This window comes from Peribacillus sp. B65, assembly GCF_058513295.1.
On the sequence record NZ_CP195840.1, the window covers coordinates 949,970 to 969,773 of the forward strand.

At 31.8% G+C, this 19,804-nt stretch carries 13 protein-coding genes and 2 pseudogenes; 9 read left to right on the forward strand and 6 right to left on the reverse strand.

The features are described from left to right. Positions 1–194: 194 nt before the first annotated feature. From ACSR9O_RS04740 to ACSR9O_RS04750, 3 genes are all read left to right on the forward strand, one after another. Positions 195–539, forward strand: a complete 345-nt coding sequence (locus ACSR9O_RS04740; RefSeq protein WP_491724019.1) for a YolD-like family protein — start codon at positions 195–197, stop codon at positions 537–539. A 144-nt stretch (positions 540–683) separates the two neighbouring features. Then, a complete protein-coding gene (locus ACSR9O_RS04745; RefSeq protein WP_491724020.1) occupies positions 684–3,773 on the forward strand; it encodes a type I restriction endonuclease subunit R in 3,090 nt (1,029 codons plus the stop codon). Positions 3,774–3,967: 194 nt separating this feature from the next. After that, a complete protein-coding gene (locus ACSR9O_RS04750) occupies positions 3,968–4,423 on the forward strand; it encodes a hypothetical protein (RefSeq protein ID WP_491724021.1) in 456 nt (151 codons plus the stop codon). A gap of 496 nt (positions 4,424–4,919) precedes the next feature. On the opposite strand, the gene ACSR9O_RS04755 is transcribed toward ACSR9O_RS04750, so the two are convergent. Next, entirely contained in the window at positions 4,920–6,347 is a 1,428-nt protein-coding gene (locus ACSR9O_RS04755) for a hypothetical protein (RefSeq protein ID WP_491724022.1), read from the reverse strand. 3 nt (positions 6,348–6,350) lie between these two features. After that, positions 6,351–6,917, reverse strand: coding sequence for a hypothetical protein (locus ACSR9O_RS04760; protein WP_491724023.1), 567 nt, complete (start codon positions 6,915–6,917; stop codon positions 6,351–6,353). 462 nt (positions 6,918–7,379) lie between these two features. On the opposite strand from ACSR9O_RS04760, the gene ACSR9O_RS04765 reads away from it, so the two are divergent. From ACSR9O_RS04765 to ACSR9O_RS04775, 3 genes are all read left to right on the forward strand, one after another. Continuing rightward, entirely contained in the window at positions 7,380–9,638 is a 2,259-nt protein-coding gene (locus ACSR9O_RS04765; RefSeq protein ID WP_491724024.1) for an AAA family ATPase, read from the forward strand. Positions 9,639–10,216: 578 nt separating this feature from the next. Beyond that, positions 10,217–11,455: a DUF1643 domain-containing protein gene (locus ACSR9O_RS04770; protein WP_491724025.1), complete on the forward strand. Its 1,239-nt coding sequence runs from the start codon at positions 10,217–10,219 to the stop codon at positions 11,453–11,455. Between the two features lie 217 nt (positions 11,456–11,672). Further along, a complete protein-coding gene (locus ACSR9O_RS04775; RefSeq protein ID WP_491724026.1) occupies positions 11,673–12,755 on the forward strand; it encodes a hypothetical protein in 1,083 nt (360 codons plus the stop codon). A gap of 846 nt (positions 12,756–13,601) precedes the next feature. On the opposite strand, the pseudogene ACSR9O_RS04780 reads toward ACSR9O_RS04775, so the two are convergent. Then, positions 13,602–13,799 (reverse strand): annotated as a pseudogene (locus ACSR9O_RS04780) (tyrosine-type recombinase/integrase); the annotation flags it as partial. On the opposite strand from ACSR9O_RS04780, the gene ACSR9O_RS04785 reads away from it, so the two are divergent. Continuing rightward, entirely contained in the window at positions 13,772–13,951 is a 180-nt protein-coding gene (locus ACSR9O_RS04785; protein WP_491724027.1) for a hypothetical protein, read from the forward strand. The pseudogene ACSR9O_RS04780 and the gene ACSR9O_RS04785 sit on opposite strands and share 28 nt — an antisense overlap. Before the next feature lie 580 nt (positions 13,952–14,531). Here ACSR9O_RS04785 and ACSR9O_RS04790 read toward each other — a convergent pair. Further along, the gene (locus ACSR9O_RS04790; RefSeq protein ID WP_491724028.1) at positions 14,532–15,740 is read right to left on the reverse strand and encodes an MBL fold metallo-hydrolase; all 1,209 of its coding nucleotides are present in this window, start codon (positions 15,738–15,740) and stop codon (positions 14,532–14,534) included. 299 nt (positions 15,741–16,039) lie between these two features. Between ACSR9O_RS04790 and ACSR9O_RS04795 the strand changes: the two genes are divergently transcribed. Beyond that, positions 16,040–16,870 carry a hypothetical protein gene (locus tag ACSR9O_RS04795; protein WP_491724029.1) on the forward strand — a complete coding sequence of 277 codons (831 nt, stop codon included), beginning with the start codon at positions 16,040–16,042 and terminating at the stop codon, positions 16,868–16,870. 208 nt (positions 16,871–17,078) lie between these two features. Here ACSR9O_RS04795 and ACSR9O_RS04800 read toward each other — a convergent pair whose 3' ends face one another. After that, the gene (locus ACSR9O_RS04800; protein WP_491724030.1) at positions 17,079–17,666 is read right to left on the reverse strand and encodes an excalibur calcium-binding domain-containing protein; all 588 of its coding nucleotides are present in this window, start codon (positions 17,664–17,666) and stop codon (positions 17,079–17,081) included. A gap of 937 nt (positions 17,667–18,603) precedes the next feature. Between ACSR9O_RS04800 and ACSR9O_RS04805 the strand changes: the two genes are divergently transcribed. Further along, on the forward strand, positions 18,604–18,810 hold the full coding sequence (locus tag ACSR9O_RS04805; RefSeq protein WP_491724031.1) for a hypothetical protein: 207 nt from the start codon (positions 18,604–18,606) through the stop codon (positions 18,808–18,810). A 108-nt stretch (positions 18,811–18,918) separates the two neighbouring features. Here ACSR9O_RS04805 and ACSR9O_RS04810 read toward each other — a convergent pair. Then, a pseudogene (locus ACSR9O_RS04810) lies at positions 18,919–19,688 on the reverse strand (MFS transporter); the annotation flags it as partial. Positions 19,689–19,804: the final 116 nt, after the last annotated feature.

Below are 19,804 nucleotides of genomic sequence, written 5' to 3' on the forward strand. Positions count from 1 at the left end.
CGGGTGCGTTAGTTCCATAGGGCAAGAAATAAGACCACAATATGTGGTCTCTTTTATTTGTTCAAAAATAAACAATGCCGTTTATTAAATATTGTTTCTTAATCCTGAACTTATTTAGGGAAAGAGGAATTTTTTTCTATCTTTTATAAGAACTCTTGTTCGTGTATAATGAACAGAAAGGAGGGGGATTTCTGATGGGTACAATTCGTGATAGAGGGATTATTAAATGGCAAGCGGCATTGATTTTACCTGAACATAAGGCATTGAATAAAAAAATGGGTGAGGAAGATAATTTCCTAAATAAAAAACCTGTCCTTGATGAATATCAGGTTGAAGAGTTTGAAAACAACATTCATTATGCAATGGAATATCATTTACCGATAACTTTTACATTGCATAACGAGGGAAATCCACAAGAATTGCACGGGTATTGTGTATACATAAAACCTGTTACGAAAGAGTTACGTATTCAGAAAAAAGATAGTTCCTTTGAGTATATTAAGTTTGATGAGATTATTAGTGTGATTGTAGAAGAATAAAAGTAGATATTTTTTAGTTTTAAATAAATAATAATAAAGCTCTTCAAAATTTAAGAACTTTTTAATACTTATCAGGATAATTTATCGAGTTTAATTCACGAGCGGTCATTTTTATCGATTATAGACGAAGATCTTTTCCCTTTAATGAAATATATCATTAAATTAGGAAATGTGGCAGTTCATACAAATTCAATGATTACAAGAGATGAAGCGGTGTTAGGATTACATAATCTACATCAATTCATCGATTGGTTGGATTATTGTTATTCAGAAGATTATTCAGAATCAGAATTCAATGAAGAAATTCTTCTAACTGGAGAAGAGCAACGAAAAAGACCAGAAGAATATAAAGAATTGTACGAGAAGTTAAGCTCGAAGGATCGAAAACTAGAAGATTTAATGAAAGAGAATGCGGAGCTTCGTAAAGGCTTAACAGAAATAAGAATTGAAAATACAGTACAATATGATTTTCAAGTAGATGAGATTTCTGAATTTAATACGAGAAAAATTTATATAGACTTGGAACTTAAATTAGCTGGTTGGGAATTTAAAAAAGATGTTCTTGAAGAATATCAGGTATCTGGAATGCCGAATAGCCAAGGAATTGGTTTTGTAGATTATGTGTTGCTTAGTGATAATGGTAAGCCCATAGCTGTTGTCGAAGCGAAGAGAACTTCATATGATGCCAACAAAGGGAAGCAGCAAGCCAAGTTATACGCAGACTGCATTGAACAAATGAACGGGCAACGTCCTGTTATCTTCTATACAAATGGATTTGATATACGTCTTTGGGATGATATGAATTATCCAGAACGAAAAGTATCCGGATTCTATACTAAGGCAGATCTTCAACTTTTAATTGATCGACGTACAATTAAAAGGCCTTTAACAGATACAGAAATTAATGACGATATCACAAATCGGTATTATCAAAAGGAAGCCATTCTGTCTGTATGCGAGGCAATCCAAGCGAAGCAAAGAAAAACGCTTTTAGTAATGGCAACGGGAAGTGGAAAAACCAGGACAGCTATTTCCATTGTTGATGTACTAGTACGTCATAACTGGGTAAAAAATGTTTTATTCTTAGCGGATAGAACAGCTCTTGTTTCACAAGCAAAGAAAAACTTTAATAACCTCTTACCTAGTATGACTTTATGTAATCTACTAGATAACAAAGATAATCCGGAATTAAGCAGAATGGTATTCTCTACCTACCCAACGATGATGAATGCGATTGATGACACAAAGCGTAAAGATGGGAATAAGCTATTCACAGTTGGGCATTTTGATTTAATCATTGTGGATGAAAGCCATCGTAGTATATATAAAAAGTACCGGGCTATATTTGAATACTTTGATGGAATATTATTAGGCCTGACAGCAACACCAAAAGATGAAATTGATAAAAACACGTATGATGTTTTTGGTTTAGAAACTGGTACTCCAACGTATGCTTATGAACTTGAACAAGCTATAAAGGATGAATATCTTGTTGAGTACCATACAATTGAAACCGCTTCTAAAATTCTGGATGATGGTTTACGTTATGATGAATTATCCGATGAAGAAAAAGAACATTATGAAGACACTTTTGACGATGAACAAGGAGAAGAAATAAGTAGTGCTGCCGTAAATCAGTGGCTATTTAATGACAATACGATTGATCAAGTGTTAAATGACCTAATGGAGAATGGAATTAAGGTTGAAGGTGGTGATAAACTGGGTAAAACTATTATCTTTGCCAATAATTCAAAACACGCCCAACGTATTGTAGAAAGATTTGATCAAATTTATCCAGAATATAATAGTCATTTTGCAAGCCAAATTGATTATAGTGTGAACTATGTCCAGACTATTATTGATAATTTTTCAACGGAGAATAATTTACCGCAAATTGCAGTATCTGTGGATATGTTGGATACAGGAGTAGACATTCCTGATGTTGTCAATCTTGTGTTTTTTAAAAAGGTTCGTTCTAAATCGAAATTTTGGCAAATGATTGGCCGTGGTACCCGTCTTCGTCCGAATCTTTTCGGAATAGATCTTGATAAAAAGCATTTTTTAATATTTGATTATTTACGAAATTTTGAGTTTTTTCGAGAAAATCAAAAAGGAATTGAAGGTAAGGTCTCGGTAGGATTAACGGAGCGGATTTTCAATCTAAAGGTTGATATTATTAAAGAGCTTCAAACCTTAGATTTTCAAGAAGAGCCCTATATAAGACATCGCAACGAATTAATAGATGATGTTTTCCAAGAGATTCATCGCCTAAATGATGAAAATTTCCAAGTGAGAATGCATTTGCAATTTGTCCATAAATATAAAAACCGTTCAAATTGGCAAGCACTTAATGTTACAAATGTAAGTGAGATTCAAGAACATATTTCTCCGTTGATTATTTCTATTGTAGATGATGAACTTGCCAAACGATTTGATAGTGTAATGTACTCAATTGAACTTGCCAAGCTAACAGCAAAGAATGCTACTAGACCAATTAAAAGTGTGGTTCAAACAGCGGAGGAATTAGCTAAACTTAGTACCATTCCGCAAATTAATGCGAAGCGGGATATTCTATTGAAAGTTCAGACTGAGACATTTTGGGAAGAATCAAATATATTTGAACTTGAAGAGGTCCGGGAAGCAATTCGTGAGCTTGTTAAGTTCTTAGAAAAAGAAAAGCAAAAAGATTTTTATACGAACTTTAAAGATATATTCACTATCATTGGCAAAGAGGAACAGGAATTTTATGGGTCTAATGATTTGAAAAATTACCGTAAAAAGGTCAATCAATATTTAAAAGAACATCAAGATCAAACAGCTATTTATAAGCTGCGTCATAACAAACCATTAACACATCAAGACGTGAAAACTCTTGAAGAAATCTTGTGGGACGAGTTAGGAACACAAGAAGATTATAAAAAGGAATTCGGCGACACTCCGATTACCAAGTTAGTTAGACAAGTTATCGGATTAGATCAGCAAGCAGCAAACGAGGCATTTTCAGAATTCCTTAATGAAGAAAAACTGAATGTTCAGCAACTGAGATTTGTCAAACTTATCATCGATTATGTAGTTAAAAATGGAACACTTGAAAAGAAAGTTTTACAAGAAGATCCATTCCGTGCACTAGGAAGTGTAACTGAATTATTTAGTGATAATCTGGATAACGTACGTGGAATTGTACGGGTTATTGATATGATTAATCGTAATGTTGAGGAGTTTGAAGGGGCTTAATGAACATATAATAATTCAATTTTGCCTTAATTATTAATAGATAGTGGTGGCGGCTTAAAACTGCCACCTTTTATTAATATAAAATTGGATTATAAGAGTAAATCTTGAACAATGAATTGTTAATAATTAGTTAAAGATATAATGGATGCCTCTTTTGGGAGTTTGTTAGTAAGCGGTTTGTTAGGGGATGAATTATGAATATTTCAGTTAAAAGAATAAAGAATAGTAAATTATATAGTATAAAAATCAGTAAAATAAATTTTACTCCTTTAAAGAAATCGTATAAAGCTATAATAAAGCACAAAAATTATGAAATTGACTTGTCGCTTGTTTTAATTATTTATAAAGAACAATATGAAACAGGAAATTTTGATATTGAAGATAACGAATACCAGATTAAAATATCTGAAACTCAAAAAAAAGGGATACGTTTATATATGAAAATTCCATTAGACGGAAAAGATCTTGATTTTACTGTCGATAGAAAAGGTATTTTTAAATTAAAATGTAAAGCATCTCCGGCTATAAAGACTTTAGATGATTATAACAAAATTATAAAGAGAGTTGAGAATAGGGAAAAAGAAAAACGGTCCCAATTAAATGTTCCTTCTATAAAAATTTATTATGGTGGAGGAGTTTCTCCTAAATAATTTATTAAAGTACTACTTAAAGTAATTTAATATCCTTTTTTTTGAATCTTTATTAATCCCTTAAATAAAAGTTTATTACAGCGGAGGTTGTTATTCAAAGTAAGCAATTCTTCTTTTCTTGAATGAATACAAGATGTAAAATCAAAATATATATTAGAAATTAAAAAGGACCAACTTGGTCCTTTTTAACGTAACGGTTGTTTCTCTATAAAACTAGCTGTAATATCGCATTTGCGTCGAGTCGTATCCTTTGGTAATTTTTTTTATAGACATATTAGGGAGGGATGTATTTCTAAACCTCTTTTACAATTTCTTTAGATTTTTAAGCATTTTTATTTCCAAATACTCAATGTCATTATTAATATCAATGGTTCCCTATTATCATTTCAAAGGTCAGCATATCGAGTGGAAATTATAAATACAAGACCCTGCTTTCATTTCCATAGGGGATAAATATACGGATTAAAATTAGCAGGAAGGTACGTAAAACTGAATGTTAATTATGGGGAATGTATGCGATTTTGTTAACACCAAAAACACCTCGACGTAATATAGATATGCCAATTGTATTTACTTTATATTTTTTATAATTAAACGGCTTGTTTTCAAATTGGTTGAATTGAAATTTTTTAAAAGTGAATTTTTCATATTCAAATACCTTTATTCCTATTTCTTCAATAATTTCTACTGGCAATTTATAGTCCTGTTTCACTAAACCAAAAAAAGTGAAACCTGATTCCACACAAAAAGATAAGCAAAGACTTTTGCTTGTTTCATATGCAAAGATACCTACTATCGACCCAACGAAGCTACCAAGCATAAAGCCGAAAACCGGAACTTGAAATAACCCTTGTGATATGCTTCCTGCAATTAGAGCAAAAGATGATACCACTAAATCACGAACACAAGCATCTGCAAACTCAACTTTTGACATTCTACCAAAAGCTATACCTATTGAATTATGTATAGCGTTCATAACCAATACTGTCACCATAGACACCAAGGAAGGATTTATAGTTTTAAATGTTTCACCCAGTAATCCTGATGCAAAAGTGGCTGTAATAGCAGCTGATATTGAACCCCTCAAAAATCCTTCAACTGGAGCAGTAAGTGAAACAAAGCCTACTTTTTTTAATTGATCTTTATCAATATGGCTTTTTTCTATTAAATCCATTATTACCTTATAAATCTCTGGTGCAATTTTTAATAAGGAAGTAATTGTTGCTGCTGTTACACCCGCTTTAAGTGACTGATGCAAAACGTAATCTATTTTAATAAAATTTTCAGTTATTAATCCATATTTCTGGGGATTAAACGATTCGTCATTCATATCTTTAACGATTTGTAACGCTTCAGCCTCTGATAAGTTCTTTGAAGAAAAACCGGCTTCTTCAATAACAGCTTTTGCGTTTTCAGCAGTATTAGTGTATGCGTTTGAAACATCAGGACGTATTTCTTCATTTCTAAGTGCTTGCCAATGAGCAGCATTTTTAATACCATCATTATCAATTTGATCAGATGGAGCAACTTTTCCAACATCATTGTATTTTGGATTACTTAATTCTTTTGCAGTATCTTCAGCTGTTTTATAATATTTTGATTGCCAGCTATTAGTAGAATCGGCACTAATAATATCAATATCTTTAATCGGATTATTAGTTTTGTCAACATTAGCGTAGGTGTTCATACCACCTTTAGCTACCACATCTGTATTAAAGGTTCCCGCGTGCCAATCTTCAGCAACAAAACCTTTTACGGTTGTATCTTTTGCTTTAGTACGTTGAACAACTGATTTTGACATTTCGTTAATTGTTTTATCTATTTCTATTTGAACTTTCTTAACATAATCTATTCCGTAGTTAGTTCCAAAGTATTCACTTGAATTTTTAGTGAAATATCTATATCCTTCTTCAAATGAATTCATCATTTACTCCTCCATAAATTGACTCAACCCATTTTTAAAGAAGTCTCTAACAACAACATTATACTGTTGCTCTTTTATTTGTTTTCTTTTTTTTGCTGCGATATGAAATGATAATGGCAAAGAAGCAACAGGGAAAAATTGTAGAATGACTAGTGGGATTGCAAATAATGCATTTTCAGCAGGATTATTACTTATTCTCTTAAAGTCTTCATTCACCTTTATACAAAAGTCACAAAATGCATTATAATCATCTTTCTTAATAGAACTTTGTTCAACATATATAACACCCCTATTACCGAGCCAGCCATATTTCATACCATAATTATTATATTTTATACGGATATTAGGAATAATTTTCTGTGTAACCTTTGTTTTGCCAATAAAAATAACTTTGGTGGATGATGAAATTTGAATACTATTTTGTTCAAATTCCTTTTCAGGCCATATAGCACATTCATACTCTGCAAATTCTCCTATTAACCCTAATAATAAATTTGCATAAACTTTTTCATTTTCTCCATAAACAATAATACACGAACTTTTCGCATAGTTCATTGAATCGAAATTCATACTGCAATCACCATTCCTGTAAATCTTTATTTGAATTACTGGTCTAGAAATACCTATTTTGTACCAATAGTAGCATATTGCTTAGACTTATAGCGAGAATTTTATGGAAGCATAGTCATAATTAGTTAAGGAATAAATAACGTGGACATATCATCAAAAACACCAATAGTAGACATTTTAAATATGTCTACTATTGATGTTCATTCTGTTTTTTGACATTAACTTACCTCATAGAGGTGAATTACTTCTAAATTTTCTTGGTTTAAATTTTTCATACGGATTATATTCTTTATTTTTTTAAGAACCAAGGTATTGGAGAAAAAAACTATCTTTTTTATAAAATAGTTTCCCCTGCATTTAACTCAGTTATTGATCTGAGTTTTTGCATTATTTTTTTTGGATTTTTATGGTAATATATACTTAACAGATGTAATAAATTGGGGGTAATTAGGAGGAGTTAGGTTGATAGAAAGAATTAATCTGAAGAGTGTTGCAACTTATAATAATGATGGGGCCACGTTAGATAGTCCTAAAAAAGTAAATTTCATATACGGAAACAATGGAGCCGGTAAAACAACTATATCCGAGGTAATTAGAAAAGAGGAAGATTTTCCTAGCTGCTCAATTGAGTGGAAGAATGAAAAGATGGTTACATATGTTTACAATCGAAATTTTGTAAATGAAAATTTCTACCTTGATAATCCAATTAAAGGAATTTTTACTTTGGGTAAGGATTCCGTTGATCATCAAAATCAGATTGATGTATTGAAAGTGAAAATTCAAAAACATAAAGAAGCTGTTAGCGATTTATATGAAAAATATAAAAAGAAAACTGGAGAAAAGGACAGTTTGGTAGAAGAATATAAAATAAAGTGCTGGGATATTAAGAAAGAGGTTGATGACGAATTTAAAGATTTAATTGAGGGCTATAGAAACTCAAAAGATAAATTTATGAAAAAGTGTATAGAAGCTTCAAGGAATATGGAGAGGAAGTTAAAGTCTATAGACGAACTGAAAACAAAAAAGAAATCTTTATATGACCGGCCAATGGAGAAAGTTGATTTCTATCATTCTCTCCTATTTGATGAAGCGTTAGAAAATAGACAGGTCTTTAATCGTAAAATAATCGGTAAAGATGATGTTGATTTATCACAATTAATCACAAGGTTAAATATAAGTGACTGGGTTCAGCAGGGTTATGAAATTATAAGGAAAAATGAAGATGTTTGCCCTTTTTGCCAACAAACTCTTCCGGAACAGTTTGAAGAAAAATTAAGTAGTTACTTTGATCAGACCTACTTAGAGCTAATTGATGAACTAAACAATACTACAAACGAATATGAAGAGAAAGTGGGCTTTTTGATATCCCAAATTGATTCTCTTTCAAAACGAGATACCACTTTCATAAATATTGAGAAAGTAGAAAATCTCAGGAAATTAATTAAAGCCAAATTTGATGAGAATCTTTTGCTTATTGAGAAAAAGAAGAAGGAACCTAGTAGAGTTATTGAACTTGTTAAGATTTCAAAAACCATTAGGGAAGTCAATTTGGAGATTTTTAATGCCAATGAGAAAGTTCGGGAATACAACACTCTAATTGATAATGCTAGAAATGAAAAGGAAAATCTAAACGGTGATATTTGGCGTTTCATAGCTGAAAAGAATAAGAATGACTTTTCATTATTTAATAGAAAAAAATCAGAAATAGACAACGCATTAAGTGGGTTAGAGACAGCCAAAAATAAAAAAAACTCTTTTAAACTTCAGTTTGAAAGAGATTTAATCGAACTACAGGAAAAGACTACTAGTGTGGAGCATTCAGTGAGTGAAATTAATAAAACACTCTGTTCTTTCGGGTTTAAAAACTTCAAATTAGCAACTGCTCCTGAGAAAGGACACTATAAAATTGTTAGGGAGAATGGTGAAGAAGCAAAGGATACTTTAAGTGAAGGTGAAAAAACTTTTATTACGTTCCTCTACTTTTATCAACTTCTAAAAGGAAGTAATAGTAAAGAAGATATTAATACAGAAAAGGTTGTCGTGATTGATGATCCAATTTCGAGCTTAGATAGCAATGTCCTCTTTATGGTTAGTAGTTTAGTAAGACAAATAATGTTTGATATGAAGGAGAATAAAACAGAAATAAAGCAACTTTTTGTGCTTACTCATAACATTTATTTTCATAAGGAATTGACATTTAATAAAGGCAGGAAAAGTTTTGGTCAAGGTGGTTTTTGGATAGTTAGGAAGAGAGATAACATAACTTCTATCACTCAATATGAAGAAAATCCAATAAAGACATCATATGAACTCCTTTGGAAGGAATTGAAAACTAGGGACTCACAAAGTCTTACATCTATTCAAAATATAATGCGTAGAATTCTTGAGAATTATTTCAAATTCTTGGGTAACATTGATCTTGATAACCTTGAGGATAAATTTGAGGTTGAAGATAGACTAATGTGTCGTTCATTAATATCTTGGATAAATGATGGATCACATTATATTACAGAAGATTTGTATGTTGAGAATTATGAAGACGTTGTAGATAGATACTTCTCAGTCTTTAAAGAAATCTTCCGTATCCAGGGACAAATTGAGCATTTTAATATGATGATGGGTGAGAAAGATATAGAATATATTCACTCATCAAATGAGGTTGAGAAGGAAGAAGTTATTGAAAACATCGCTATGCAAGAAACTGCTAGTGGAAAAGAATAAAAGCATAATTCGGAACTCCTCGTCATTTTATCGTTACGATTGATGAAACCTACGCCAGAAGATACCATTGTGGATCCGACTGCTGGCTCAGCAGGATTACGCTAAATCCTGCAACTCTTAATTGATCGAAACACAATTAAAAGGCCGTCAGAATTAAAGATAAGATTTCAAACCGCTATTATCAAAAAGAAGCAATTATAACCGTTTGTTAGGCTATACAATATCTAGATATGGCTACTGGAAGCGGAAATCAATAACTGCTGTCTCACTTGTGATGTTCTCGTAAGACATAATTGGGTGAAAAATGTATTGTTCTTAGCGGATAGAACTGCTCTATTACAAGCAATGAAAAACTTCAACAAGCCCCTCCCAATTACTTGATAACAAAGATAACCCAGAATTAAGCAGGAGGGTTTCTCAACGTACCAAAATATGATGTAACCCGAAGTGGAAATAAGATTTTAGAAACGGAGCAAATTTAAATGAATATTGGATTATAAATTATCGGAACATTTTGTGAATTAATGTCTAAAATTTTTGAAAAATTAAATTTTTAATAATATATTAGGAGGGAAAAAATGCAAGATACGTCGAAAAGTGGAGTTTTGCTGCATCAAAATTTTAGAGATGCACTGATAATTGATAAATACGATTCCGAATTTCAACAGTGGAGAGGTAAGAAATTAGAACATTTAAAAAGTGAAAATAGTGAAGATGCATTGACTTGGAATGTGTTTAGGAGCTTAAGGCAAATCAATCCTGTTTTTTGGTTGCCTAGTTTATTCAAAGAATCATTTCAAAAAGAATTTTCATATTCATTAGATTCTATAGATTTACGTTTGTGGAAAAAACTTAACCCTCCGTCAAATCTTTCTGTAAAAGAAGGATTAACGGAAGTGGATATCATAATTGAATCAAACGAGTTTATATGGTGTATTGAAGCGAAATATAAGAGTGATATCAGTATAAGTACTTCAAATGATCTATCAAGAAATCAGGTGATTCGAAATATAGATGTTGGTTTAGATTATGCCAACGGTAAAGACTTTTATTTTTCACTGCTTATTTTGGATGAAAAACACTCTTTAAAAGGCTTTTCTATCACAAGTACATATAGGAATTCTTTCAATTATTTAAAGAGGGATCTTACGAATCGAATTGATTCCTTAAACAACTTGAAGGGCATCGGAATATTTACTTGGTTTGATATTCTAAAAGCCTTCGGAAAACTAACAAAGATTGGGGAAACGGAATTCGAACGATTTATATCTAAGCAAGCGGAAAATTGGTTAAGAAATAAGATTGTTAATCAGTCTGAACCAACAAATGGAGCCACTTTTGATGAAACTAGAACTTTCCGGTATTCTCTAACGAGAATATGGGATTCCAATAAAGAAAAGGTAGTATTTATCGGATTAAATCCAAGTACAGCTGACGAGGAAAAGGATGACCCAACATTAAAGAGATGTATTGATTTTGCTAAAAGATGGCATAACGGTAAATACGGGTCGCTGGAATTGGTTAATTTGTTTTCATATCGTTCAACTGATTTTGATATTTTAAGAGATTTTGATAATCCCATAGGGAAGGAAAATGATAGATACTTACTCAAGGCGGTGAGGAATGCTACTTTAGTTGTTATTGCCTGGGGAGAAAAGGGAATATATAGGAATCGACATATAGAAGTTTTAAAATTGTTTGAGGCTGCAAATATATCTGTTTATTGTTTGGATATTTTAAAGTGCGGTCAACCCAAGCATCCACTATATTCAAAAAAAGAGTTAACTCCAATACCATTTAATTTAAAAGACCTATAAAAAATTTATTAAGGTCAAGGAGTGGTCAGCTCAATTTGCTCATAAGCCGGAAAAGAATTGAGAACAGAACCTCCAGAGTTTGGAACCTTAGAAGGGCGTATTCGTAGCATAATAGAATTAAAATGAATTATTATGATGTGCAACAATGCTAACCGGAGAACTGAAAAACAGTCATTGATATTTACCTGGAAAAATAGATAATGAGGGGGGGAAATGTATGTTTGAATTTATTGATTCTTTCCAAGACTTTTTGCTTAATGTGTTTTCTGTAAAGGGGATTGATGAAAATGCTATTAAAATAACATTAGATAATAAACGAGTAGAGTATTTTTCAAATTTCATCTTAGGAGTTAGTGGAGGGCTTCTTTCTTTGATAGGGCTCGTTGCCATATTTATATCTTTAAATACCCAACATAACATTGAAAAAGCCAGAGAGGCATTACTAACATTAGATATGTTTGACTTAGAGAATGGTTTTGATTATGAAAAGCTTAATGAGATGGAATATGCTGATTGCAATAAGTATATGAAAAGACAATATGAATATAAGGTAAGAAAGTTAAAAGCTATATTATTACAATACAGACGATTAACAGCATTAAGTACCCCAACAATGATTGTTAGCATTTTAGCATTTTTGACTATGCTCTTTGTTGCAACTTTTTGGTTCATTTTATATCATACATACCAAGCTTTTGATATTACCCCAAAAGAAGATATAACATTATGGTTTATAATAATTGCAACATTATTTTTAATCTGCTTTGCATTTCTTGTTTTATTATTACCTATTTCACGGTTATTTGGTGGTCTACCAAGCCTTAAAAGCTTACTAGATGGGAATAATACCGTTCATTCTACCTTATCCTGGTTTGCGACAAGTTTAAGTATTATTGTAGTTAGAGATAAAAATGAAACATTGAACTTCAGAATACATAATATGCTGCCTTTTGAAAATATTGTTATAAAATTGGATGTGAAAATAGGTGATATGAAAGATACTATTAATACTGAGGATATTAATATTGATTATAATAGTAAATTTCTGAAAGATAAAGACTTTGCTGGATATGATAAGGAATACGCTGTAGAAGTAAATCAGAAGGATACTCAACTTGATTTCAAGAGTTTGAATAATTATAAAAGTGAAGAAAAACTAATGATAAATTTAAGTGTAATTAATAAAGGAAGCAGTAAAACGGTATACGTTAATTTTTTTGAAATAGATATAAAGACGATAATGAATGATAGTAGTAATCATCTTTATCCTTATACTGTATCGATGCTTTATGAGAATTGAGGGTTGCTTGAATAAATAGGTTCCTCTTAATTACAGATATACTTTAAGTTTAGAAATGACCCGTTCCTCTAAGGTTCGGGTCTGTTTAGTATTGTTCCTTAATTACATTGTCAGCTGTAATCTTATTGTTATGTCTGATCGTTTCAAGAAATCTATTGGCCACTGTTTTAATGCTGTATACATTAATGGAAATATCAAAAAGTAAATTACAATGTAAGTAAACAACAAAGGCTAGAGATGTATGCTGAAAATTACGAACTATTTTTAAAAAGATTATTTTATAGTACTTTTAAGTAACTCCAGATGTATTACTAAGCTTTTCTTAATGTAATAACGTCGAAGGTTATGATTTCTTATCTTCAAATTATTTGATTTTAATTCCAAGTCAAGTTACCAATTCTTTAGAAATATCTTAGAATTGGGAGGAATATCGTCGATTCTCCGGATGTTTAACTTAATTCGAGCAGACCACTTGCTCACCATCTTGCTCACACATTTGCTAACATAATTATTTCATTGAGCTTTATTTATTTTACTGAGCTGATATAAAGACCTTACAAAACCTTGAGAAATCAACCTTCTTTATACTTATTTAATGCAGTTAAACCAGTTTGATTATATGAAACAAAATTGAAAGGGAAGGGGTCGTGGGTTCGAATCCCTCACAGGTCACTAAAACAGAACCTTGTTATCCCTTTTGGTATCAAGGTTTTTTCGATGTAACAGGATATTTATTTTGAAGTAATACTGGTGAATTGGTGGCAAATTGGTGGAAAAAATATTCGATAAACCAAAAGAGTTTTTTGTTCTAATTGATTCGAAAAATCACATTCACACACTTTTTTTCTAGTTTATTTCTTTAAAGTCTAATATGTTGTCAAACTGTTCTGCTGCTTTTTCATCAGCGCTTTCAAGTGCATGACCGTATAGATCCATGGTTGTTCATATTTTTGAATGCCCCAGCCTAGCACTAATTGTTTTCATATGGACACCTTGGTTTATTAGTAAGGTAGCTGATGTATGTCTTAATTCATGAAATGTTATCTCCTGATTTACTTTTAGAAGTGAAAAGGCATTTTCAAGCCATTACAAAAAATATGAAAGATGAAAGGGATATATACCGCAAAGGGGAGCTTTACCACAGCATCCCCAAGATTGAATATTACCTTGATTTTCTTTTCGATTATGAAGAATAATCGCCAAGCTGTTAGATACTGAATATGTAAATATAAGGAATAAAATGAAATTTATATGCACTTGTAGTGAAGAAAATCTAATGTCCTATGATTCATTCAAGAATGGAACAGCTGGATGTGATAAATGCTCACTAAAAAAAATTAGTGGAATCTAATACCAAAAGCATTGAAGAGATTAGAAAATTTCTGGAGAAGGAAATTGTCAAAAACGGAACAACTATCGGGGCAGAGCGATTAAGCCTTGCTCTTGTTTTAATTTAAGAGGAAACAATAATGCCATATAAAGTACATTGTAAAAACCGTCAATTTGATTTTCATTACCCAACAAAAGAATATGATGAATGCTTTAGCTGCGGTGGTGGCATTAAGTATTTGTTTACACCGAAGTAGTAATGGCGGTTGCTCCAGGTAGTCAAATGATGTATCAAGTAACAATTGCTGATACAGATTTAATAAAGTGTTAAAGGGATTATGAATGTTCCTTCTTAACTTAACGGGGAAAAGTTGAGGAAAGGAGGTTTGCTTTGCAACCTCCTCTTCTTGTATTAAGTAGTCAATTTTTTTGAATAATAATTTGTGATTATTTACAATTGCAATTATCTGTATATTTATTTATTTTTGGTACCCATCTACCATTTTTCGTTATAAATGTTATATGATTTGTTCCACATTTTGTACAGAAACGTCTTGTTCTTTTTTTAAAGTTTTTTATATCATCCAAATACCATTTACCTAATATAACCGATTGATTATATCCTCTGACCCAATTTGTTCCTTTTATTCCAATATTATTTATTTTTATCTTTATTTGATTATATGCTTGCTCATTATTTTTCGATCCATGGTGAGGAGCGGTTATAATCATTGAATCCTTAAATACTGCCTTATTTGTTTCACCTGCTTCTAAATTGGAATCTGACGTAAATAAAACTGGCGGAGTTCGCTTATTATTCCAGCGTGAACTGAAAACCAAACTTCTTTGATTTACTACTGATAAGTTGTATTGTTGTATTAACGCTAAAATTACATGATAAGCCGATTTAAATACTTTTAATTTAAAAACCTCTTTTGAATTTAAAGGAATTAGCGGGTCATCAAAGTGTATTTTTAAAGGAGTATCTCTTTGATAATTAAACCATCGAATCTCAATTTTTTTGGCTAGTGCTAATTGGGCTATTCTAATGATAACAGTATAATGACCTATCAGCTTGATAAAGATTTCAGCTTGTTTTTCAGATAATGTAGTGCGCTTACTAAGAAAGTATGCTGCTCTTTGTTTTTCGAAAAAATGATATGGTAAAGCACGAAAGGGGAAGTAGTACCGTAAACCAAATAGATAATAATTACCGAGTAAGTTCAGTTGTAGTTTGTCACTTTCCAACTCATCTTCAAGTTTTTCAAAATCTAAACCTAGTTCACTAACTAAGTCTTCGAAATTTTCATCCTCTTTTATATTAATTTCAGACATTGCTTCTATTAAATTGTCGGTTAGGTTATGAGGAGTATTTTTTATAACATAGGTTAAGAGGTTACCCCATTCCGCGGGCAACCAGATTTGGTTTGGCTGAACTTTTCTTAGCAAGTTTAATATTCCTATAGCATGATCACTATCAGCGTGAGTACAAACTACTACATCTAGTTTGGGTGGATTTTTCATCTTATCAAAAATTTTACTTAGTTCACTGTAGTCTCCACCATCTATCAATACCCTCCTTACCTTACCATAGACTTTTGTTTTAAGTAAAAATGCATCTCCGTTTTTTAGTTTGAAAGCAGTAAATGTAGACATGTTTCAACTCCCTTAAGTCTATAAAAAATTGCTGTCTAATTAACGTTAAACGATTATAAATCTATTTTACTAGAAAATATCGCCAAGAGATAGAGATGTATAAACTTAGTATATATTAATCGTATTGCCTTAGCCCCTTACCGTTTATCCAACTGGAATATGCGTTATTTAGTTGGTTCAAAACTATAATAATTATTTAGTAATTAGTGATGCAATAAATGAGGTTTACTAACGGTTATAATTGACAAATTTAAAATAAATCCTTATGGTAATTCCATTAAGTGGAAAGGAGAATTTAAATGCTATTAGTTAATAAAGGTATGTCTGTTGGAATGTCATACGAAGAGTTGAAATCAAGTAAAACTTCGTTGGGTTCTACCCTGTTAAGTTTATTGTACAGTGTTGAAAAATCCTGGGAAAACGGATCAAATGAAAAAAACATGGATGAGGATGTTGTTAAATTAAAGCCCGTAAACCAGGGACTTGTTAAGGAAGCTTACCATGCTTTGTATCATGATCTCCACGGCTTAGCTGTTCAGATAGATTTGATTCAGTCATTATTTGATAATCGAAGCCAGTTTGCCAAACATAAACATTTTTTATATGTTGCAGAAGCAATAGAAAAATATTTCGCTAATATACGTTCAATTTACGACTTTATTGCAAAAGTATTAAGATTAGCAGTAGATCAACGAAACATTGGAAAACTCAACTTAGATTCTTTTAATAGTCTTGTTGAATCAATTGAGAAGAAAAAAAACACCGATAAGTTACCTGAAGCTTTGATGAAAATACTATCATCCTATAAAGAAACATTTAAGGTTGCACGGGGAATCCGTGATGCCATTCTACATAACGGTAAAGAAATCAACGTAATGACAAAAGATGATGGCTATTATATAAGTCGCTTTTCTGTTGAACGCGGTGGATATGGAGAGTATGAACCTGCTTTACCTTTTCTTTCAGCCATTACAAAAGAGATGCTTATTATGGGGGAAGAAATAGGTGAATTGATTTATGAGGAATACAGAAATATGTATGGTGCTTTTCCCTTCTGGAGAGTGGCTCTAGAGGGAGTTTGCATTCCAACTTTTATTACATTCCTTAATCTATTTGAAGAAACATTGTAAATAGATCTCCTTTTTCTGTCTCTGCCATGAATGTAAAGAAGGTAGCCAACAGGACTTTTGAAGAGCCAGAAATACCTAAATAACATAGGAAAAATCACTATTCTTCATATCTGCTTCAAATCCAATAAAAAATTAAAAAGGTTTCGGGAACTTTCCGAAACCTTTTTGTCTACAAATTGGAGCTCTATAAGATAGAACATATATGTTATTACCTTTCACAAGCATAGTTGTCTTTATCGCGGTCCATACTTGGTACATAAGCAGGATGTCCAGCTGGAACGCCGTTTGGATATGTACCTCGTAAATCGGTACAGTTTGCGAAATCTTCCCTTTCTCCTGACGATGTAGAAGCAGTTGATTGATTCGAATTTTCTTTTGCGGTAGAGGTAGAAGTATCTTTACTTGCAAGTTGAGTATTTAAACTATCAACTTCGTTTTGCAAACTTGTATTTTTAGTTGTTAGATCACTAATCTGTTTATTTAATGAATCTTTTTCTGATGAGAATGCCTTTTTTTCTTCTTCTAATGTTTTTAAATTATTTTCATATTCGGTAATATTAGAAGCTGTTTCTTTAATTTCTGACTCAAGAACCGTAATTTGTTTTTCAAGCTTCGTATTTTCTAATTTTAAAGTATTATTCTCAGCTGTTAACTTTGTATTTTGTTCTATTTCATCATCAAGTTTAGCTTGAACTCCTGTATCCAAAAACGATATTCCAACAATAAAAAATATTATTCCAACAATGAGCGAAGGATAAAAAATCTTTTTAGATAGTGTTCTTTCTTTGTTCTTCATCTTTTTGATAAAATGGTAAATGAGGTAAAGAAAGGCATATAAAATAGCAAGAAAACCTAATAGTGATGGCTGGCATAACTAACACTCCCTTAAATATAATCATTGCTAAAGACTAAGTTTTATTTTTATGGATAAATCTCGATATTAATTCTTTAAATTCTGAAATAAACAGGCACTTATTTTTTAAAACTTACTTCCCGGTAGTATATATCTATTATTCTGCAAAAGATTTCAAATTCCTGTTTAAATGTTACGATGGACGTTACCATATCACCAGATATTTTTATTTATAAATTGATTTTGTAATTGCAATTAATAGTGTAGGGGTTTTAAGAATTCCTTTTAATTACTTAATTTCCTGATTAAAGACGTAGCATATTCCGTAACTTGTTCAATTATTGATCTGATAATTCAGAAAAACTTTTGGGATTTTTACATATATCCTTTTAGGGTGTACTAGGGTTTTCTTATTAATAGATAGTGTCTTATCTCGTGAACATCGCTGAGTAATGGAATTTTAAATCATATCATATCTCAATTTTTTTTGATTTAAGGCCTTCATATAGAAGGTCTTTTCTCTATTTACTTGAATCACGGCTTGTTCGAACTGTGCTCTAAAAGTATGCAAGTTGCTCATATTTTTCTGTTAAAACTCGATCACAGTTTATGTCAACTTTACATGAACTAATAGTGCGTAAGCGTCATAAGAAGAACGCCAATTGGCGGCCTTTTAAATGTATGATTCTTCATATTTATCGTACATTGGAGAAAGTAGAAGTGGACTCTGTCAAAACTATAAAGCATATACAAATTCAGTAAGAAAAGCTGCCTAGATATAGTAGCTACTTTTTTTAGCCATCGACATATTTAGATAAGATTTTTGTTTGCATGTAATAATATACTATTCTTGTATTCAAGTGTGGGGGTAAAAGTCTAAATGAGTGAACTGGTAGTTGAAAAAGAGAATAATGAGACTGTAGCTTATGTAGTAGATCGATTTATACTGGCAAAACTAGAATATAATCAAATTCTAGAACTTTCACATACATTGAAGTCTGCATTTGGTGTAAGTTCAGAAGATGAAGCAGAAACGTTGGTTAAGAATTATTTACGATCAATTGGATATGTTTCAACGGTAGACTAATATCTACCTTTTTTTTATTTCTAAATTATTGAAGATATACTGTAAAGCATATTATTTACTGGGAATAAAGCTAGCTTTCATTAACATATTCAACTAACGGGTGCGTTCAGCTAGTCCTGTTGCTTTTGGTTGATAAATACCGGATAGGTCTATCAAAAAAAAACTGGGTAGATGTTGTTAAAAAGATGGCCATTAATGACAGCAAGCCAATGTTACTCAATCCAAAAATAAAATTATTTCTCGTCCAATATAAACTAATCAGAACGATTGCCTGCACGAGGAAAACAAACCGAAGGCGCCCCATAGCATTGTAGCTGGCAATTTTACCAGCGAGTATGTTGCTGAAAAATAAATCCGTAGCCAAACAAGATCAAACTGTTTGAACCGCTTGGTGCTTCCATTCCTTTCAGGATAGGAACAAGATACGTATAAACAGCATACGCCACACCAAATCCAAGAGATGGAATAAAAGCCCGTGGGTGTGTTAACAAAGTAAATTGATCACGCATCGAACTGCGAATTGTACTGTGCATAGTAGGGCAATACGCAGTCCGATGCCAAAAACGAAATTCCACCGAGAAAAGACATTAACAGGAAGGTTGCATTCCAGTCGTACCATTCAGCGATGACAGTGCCTATTGTTACTCCAATCACGTTTGCAAGAGTAAAGCCACGAATGATATGGCAAGTGAAATTAAAACTCCTGTTACAATCGCAATCATCATCCGAAAAGCAAGTAGCATGATCTAGCTCGTCGAAATCACGCACAAAGCATTTAGGATAATGAACGAACCTATCAAAAACAACATCCATTTACTCTTTGGAAAATGGCTTGTTGCCGACATCACGAGTGGTGTGGCAATGGCAAACACAATCGAAGTGACAAAGACAGAACTTGAAAAAGAATTTCAAAAGACTAATAAGGAAGTGGAGAAACATGGAAAAGAGGTTAAAAAAGTGAAAACTTAAACTGTGGCTGCTGAACCAATGACAA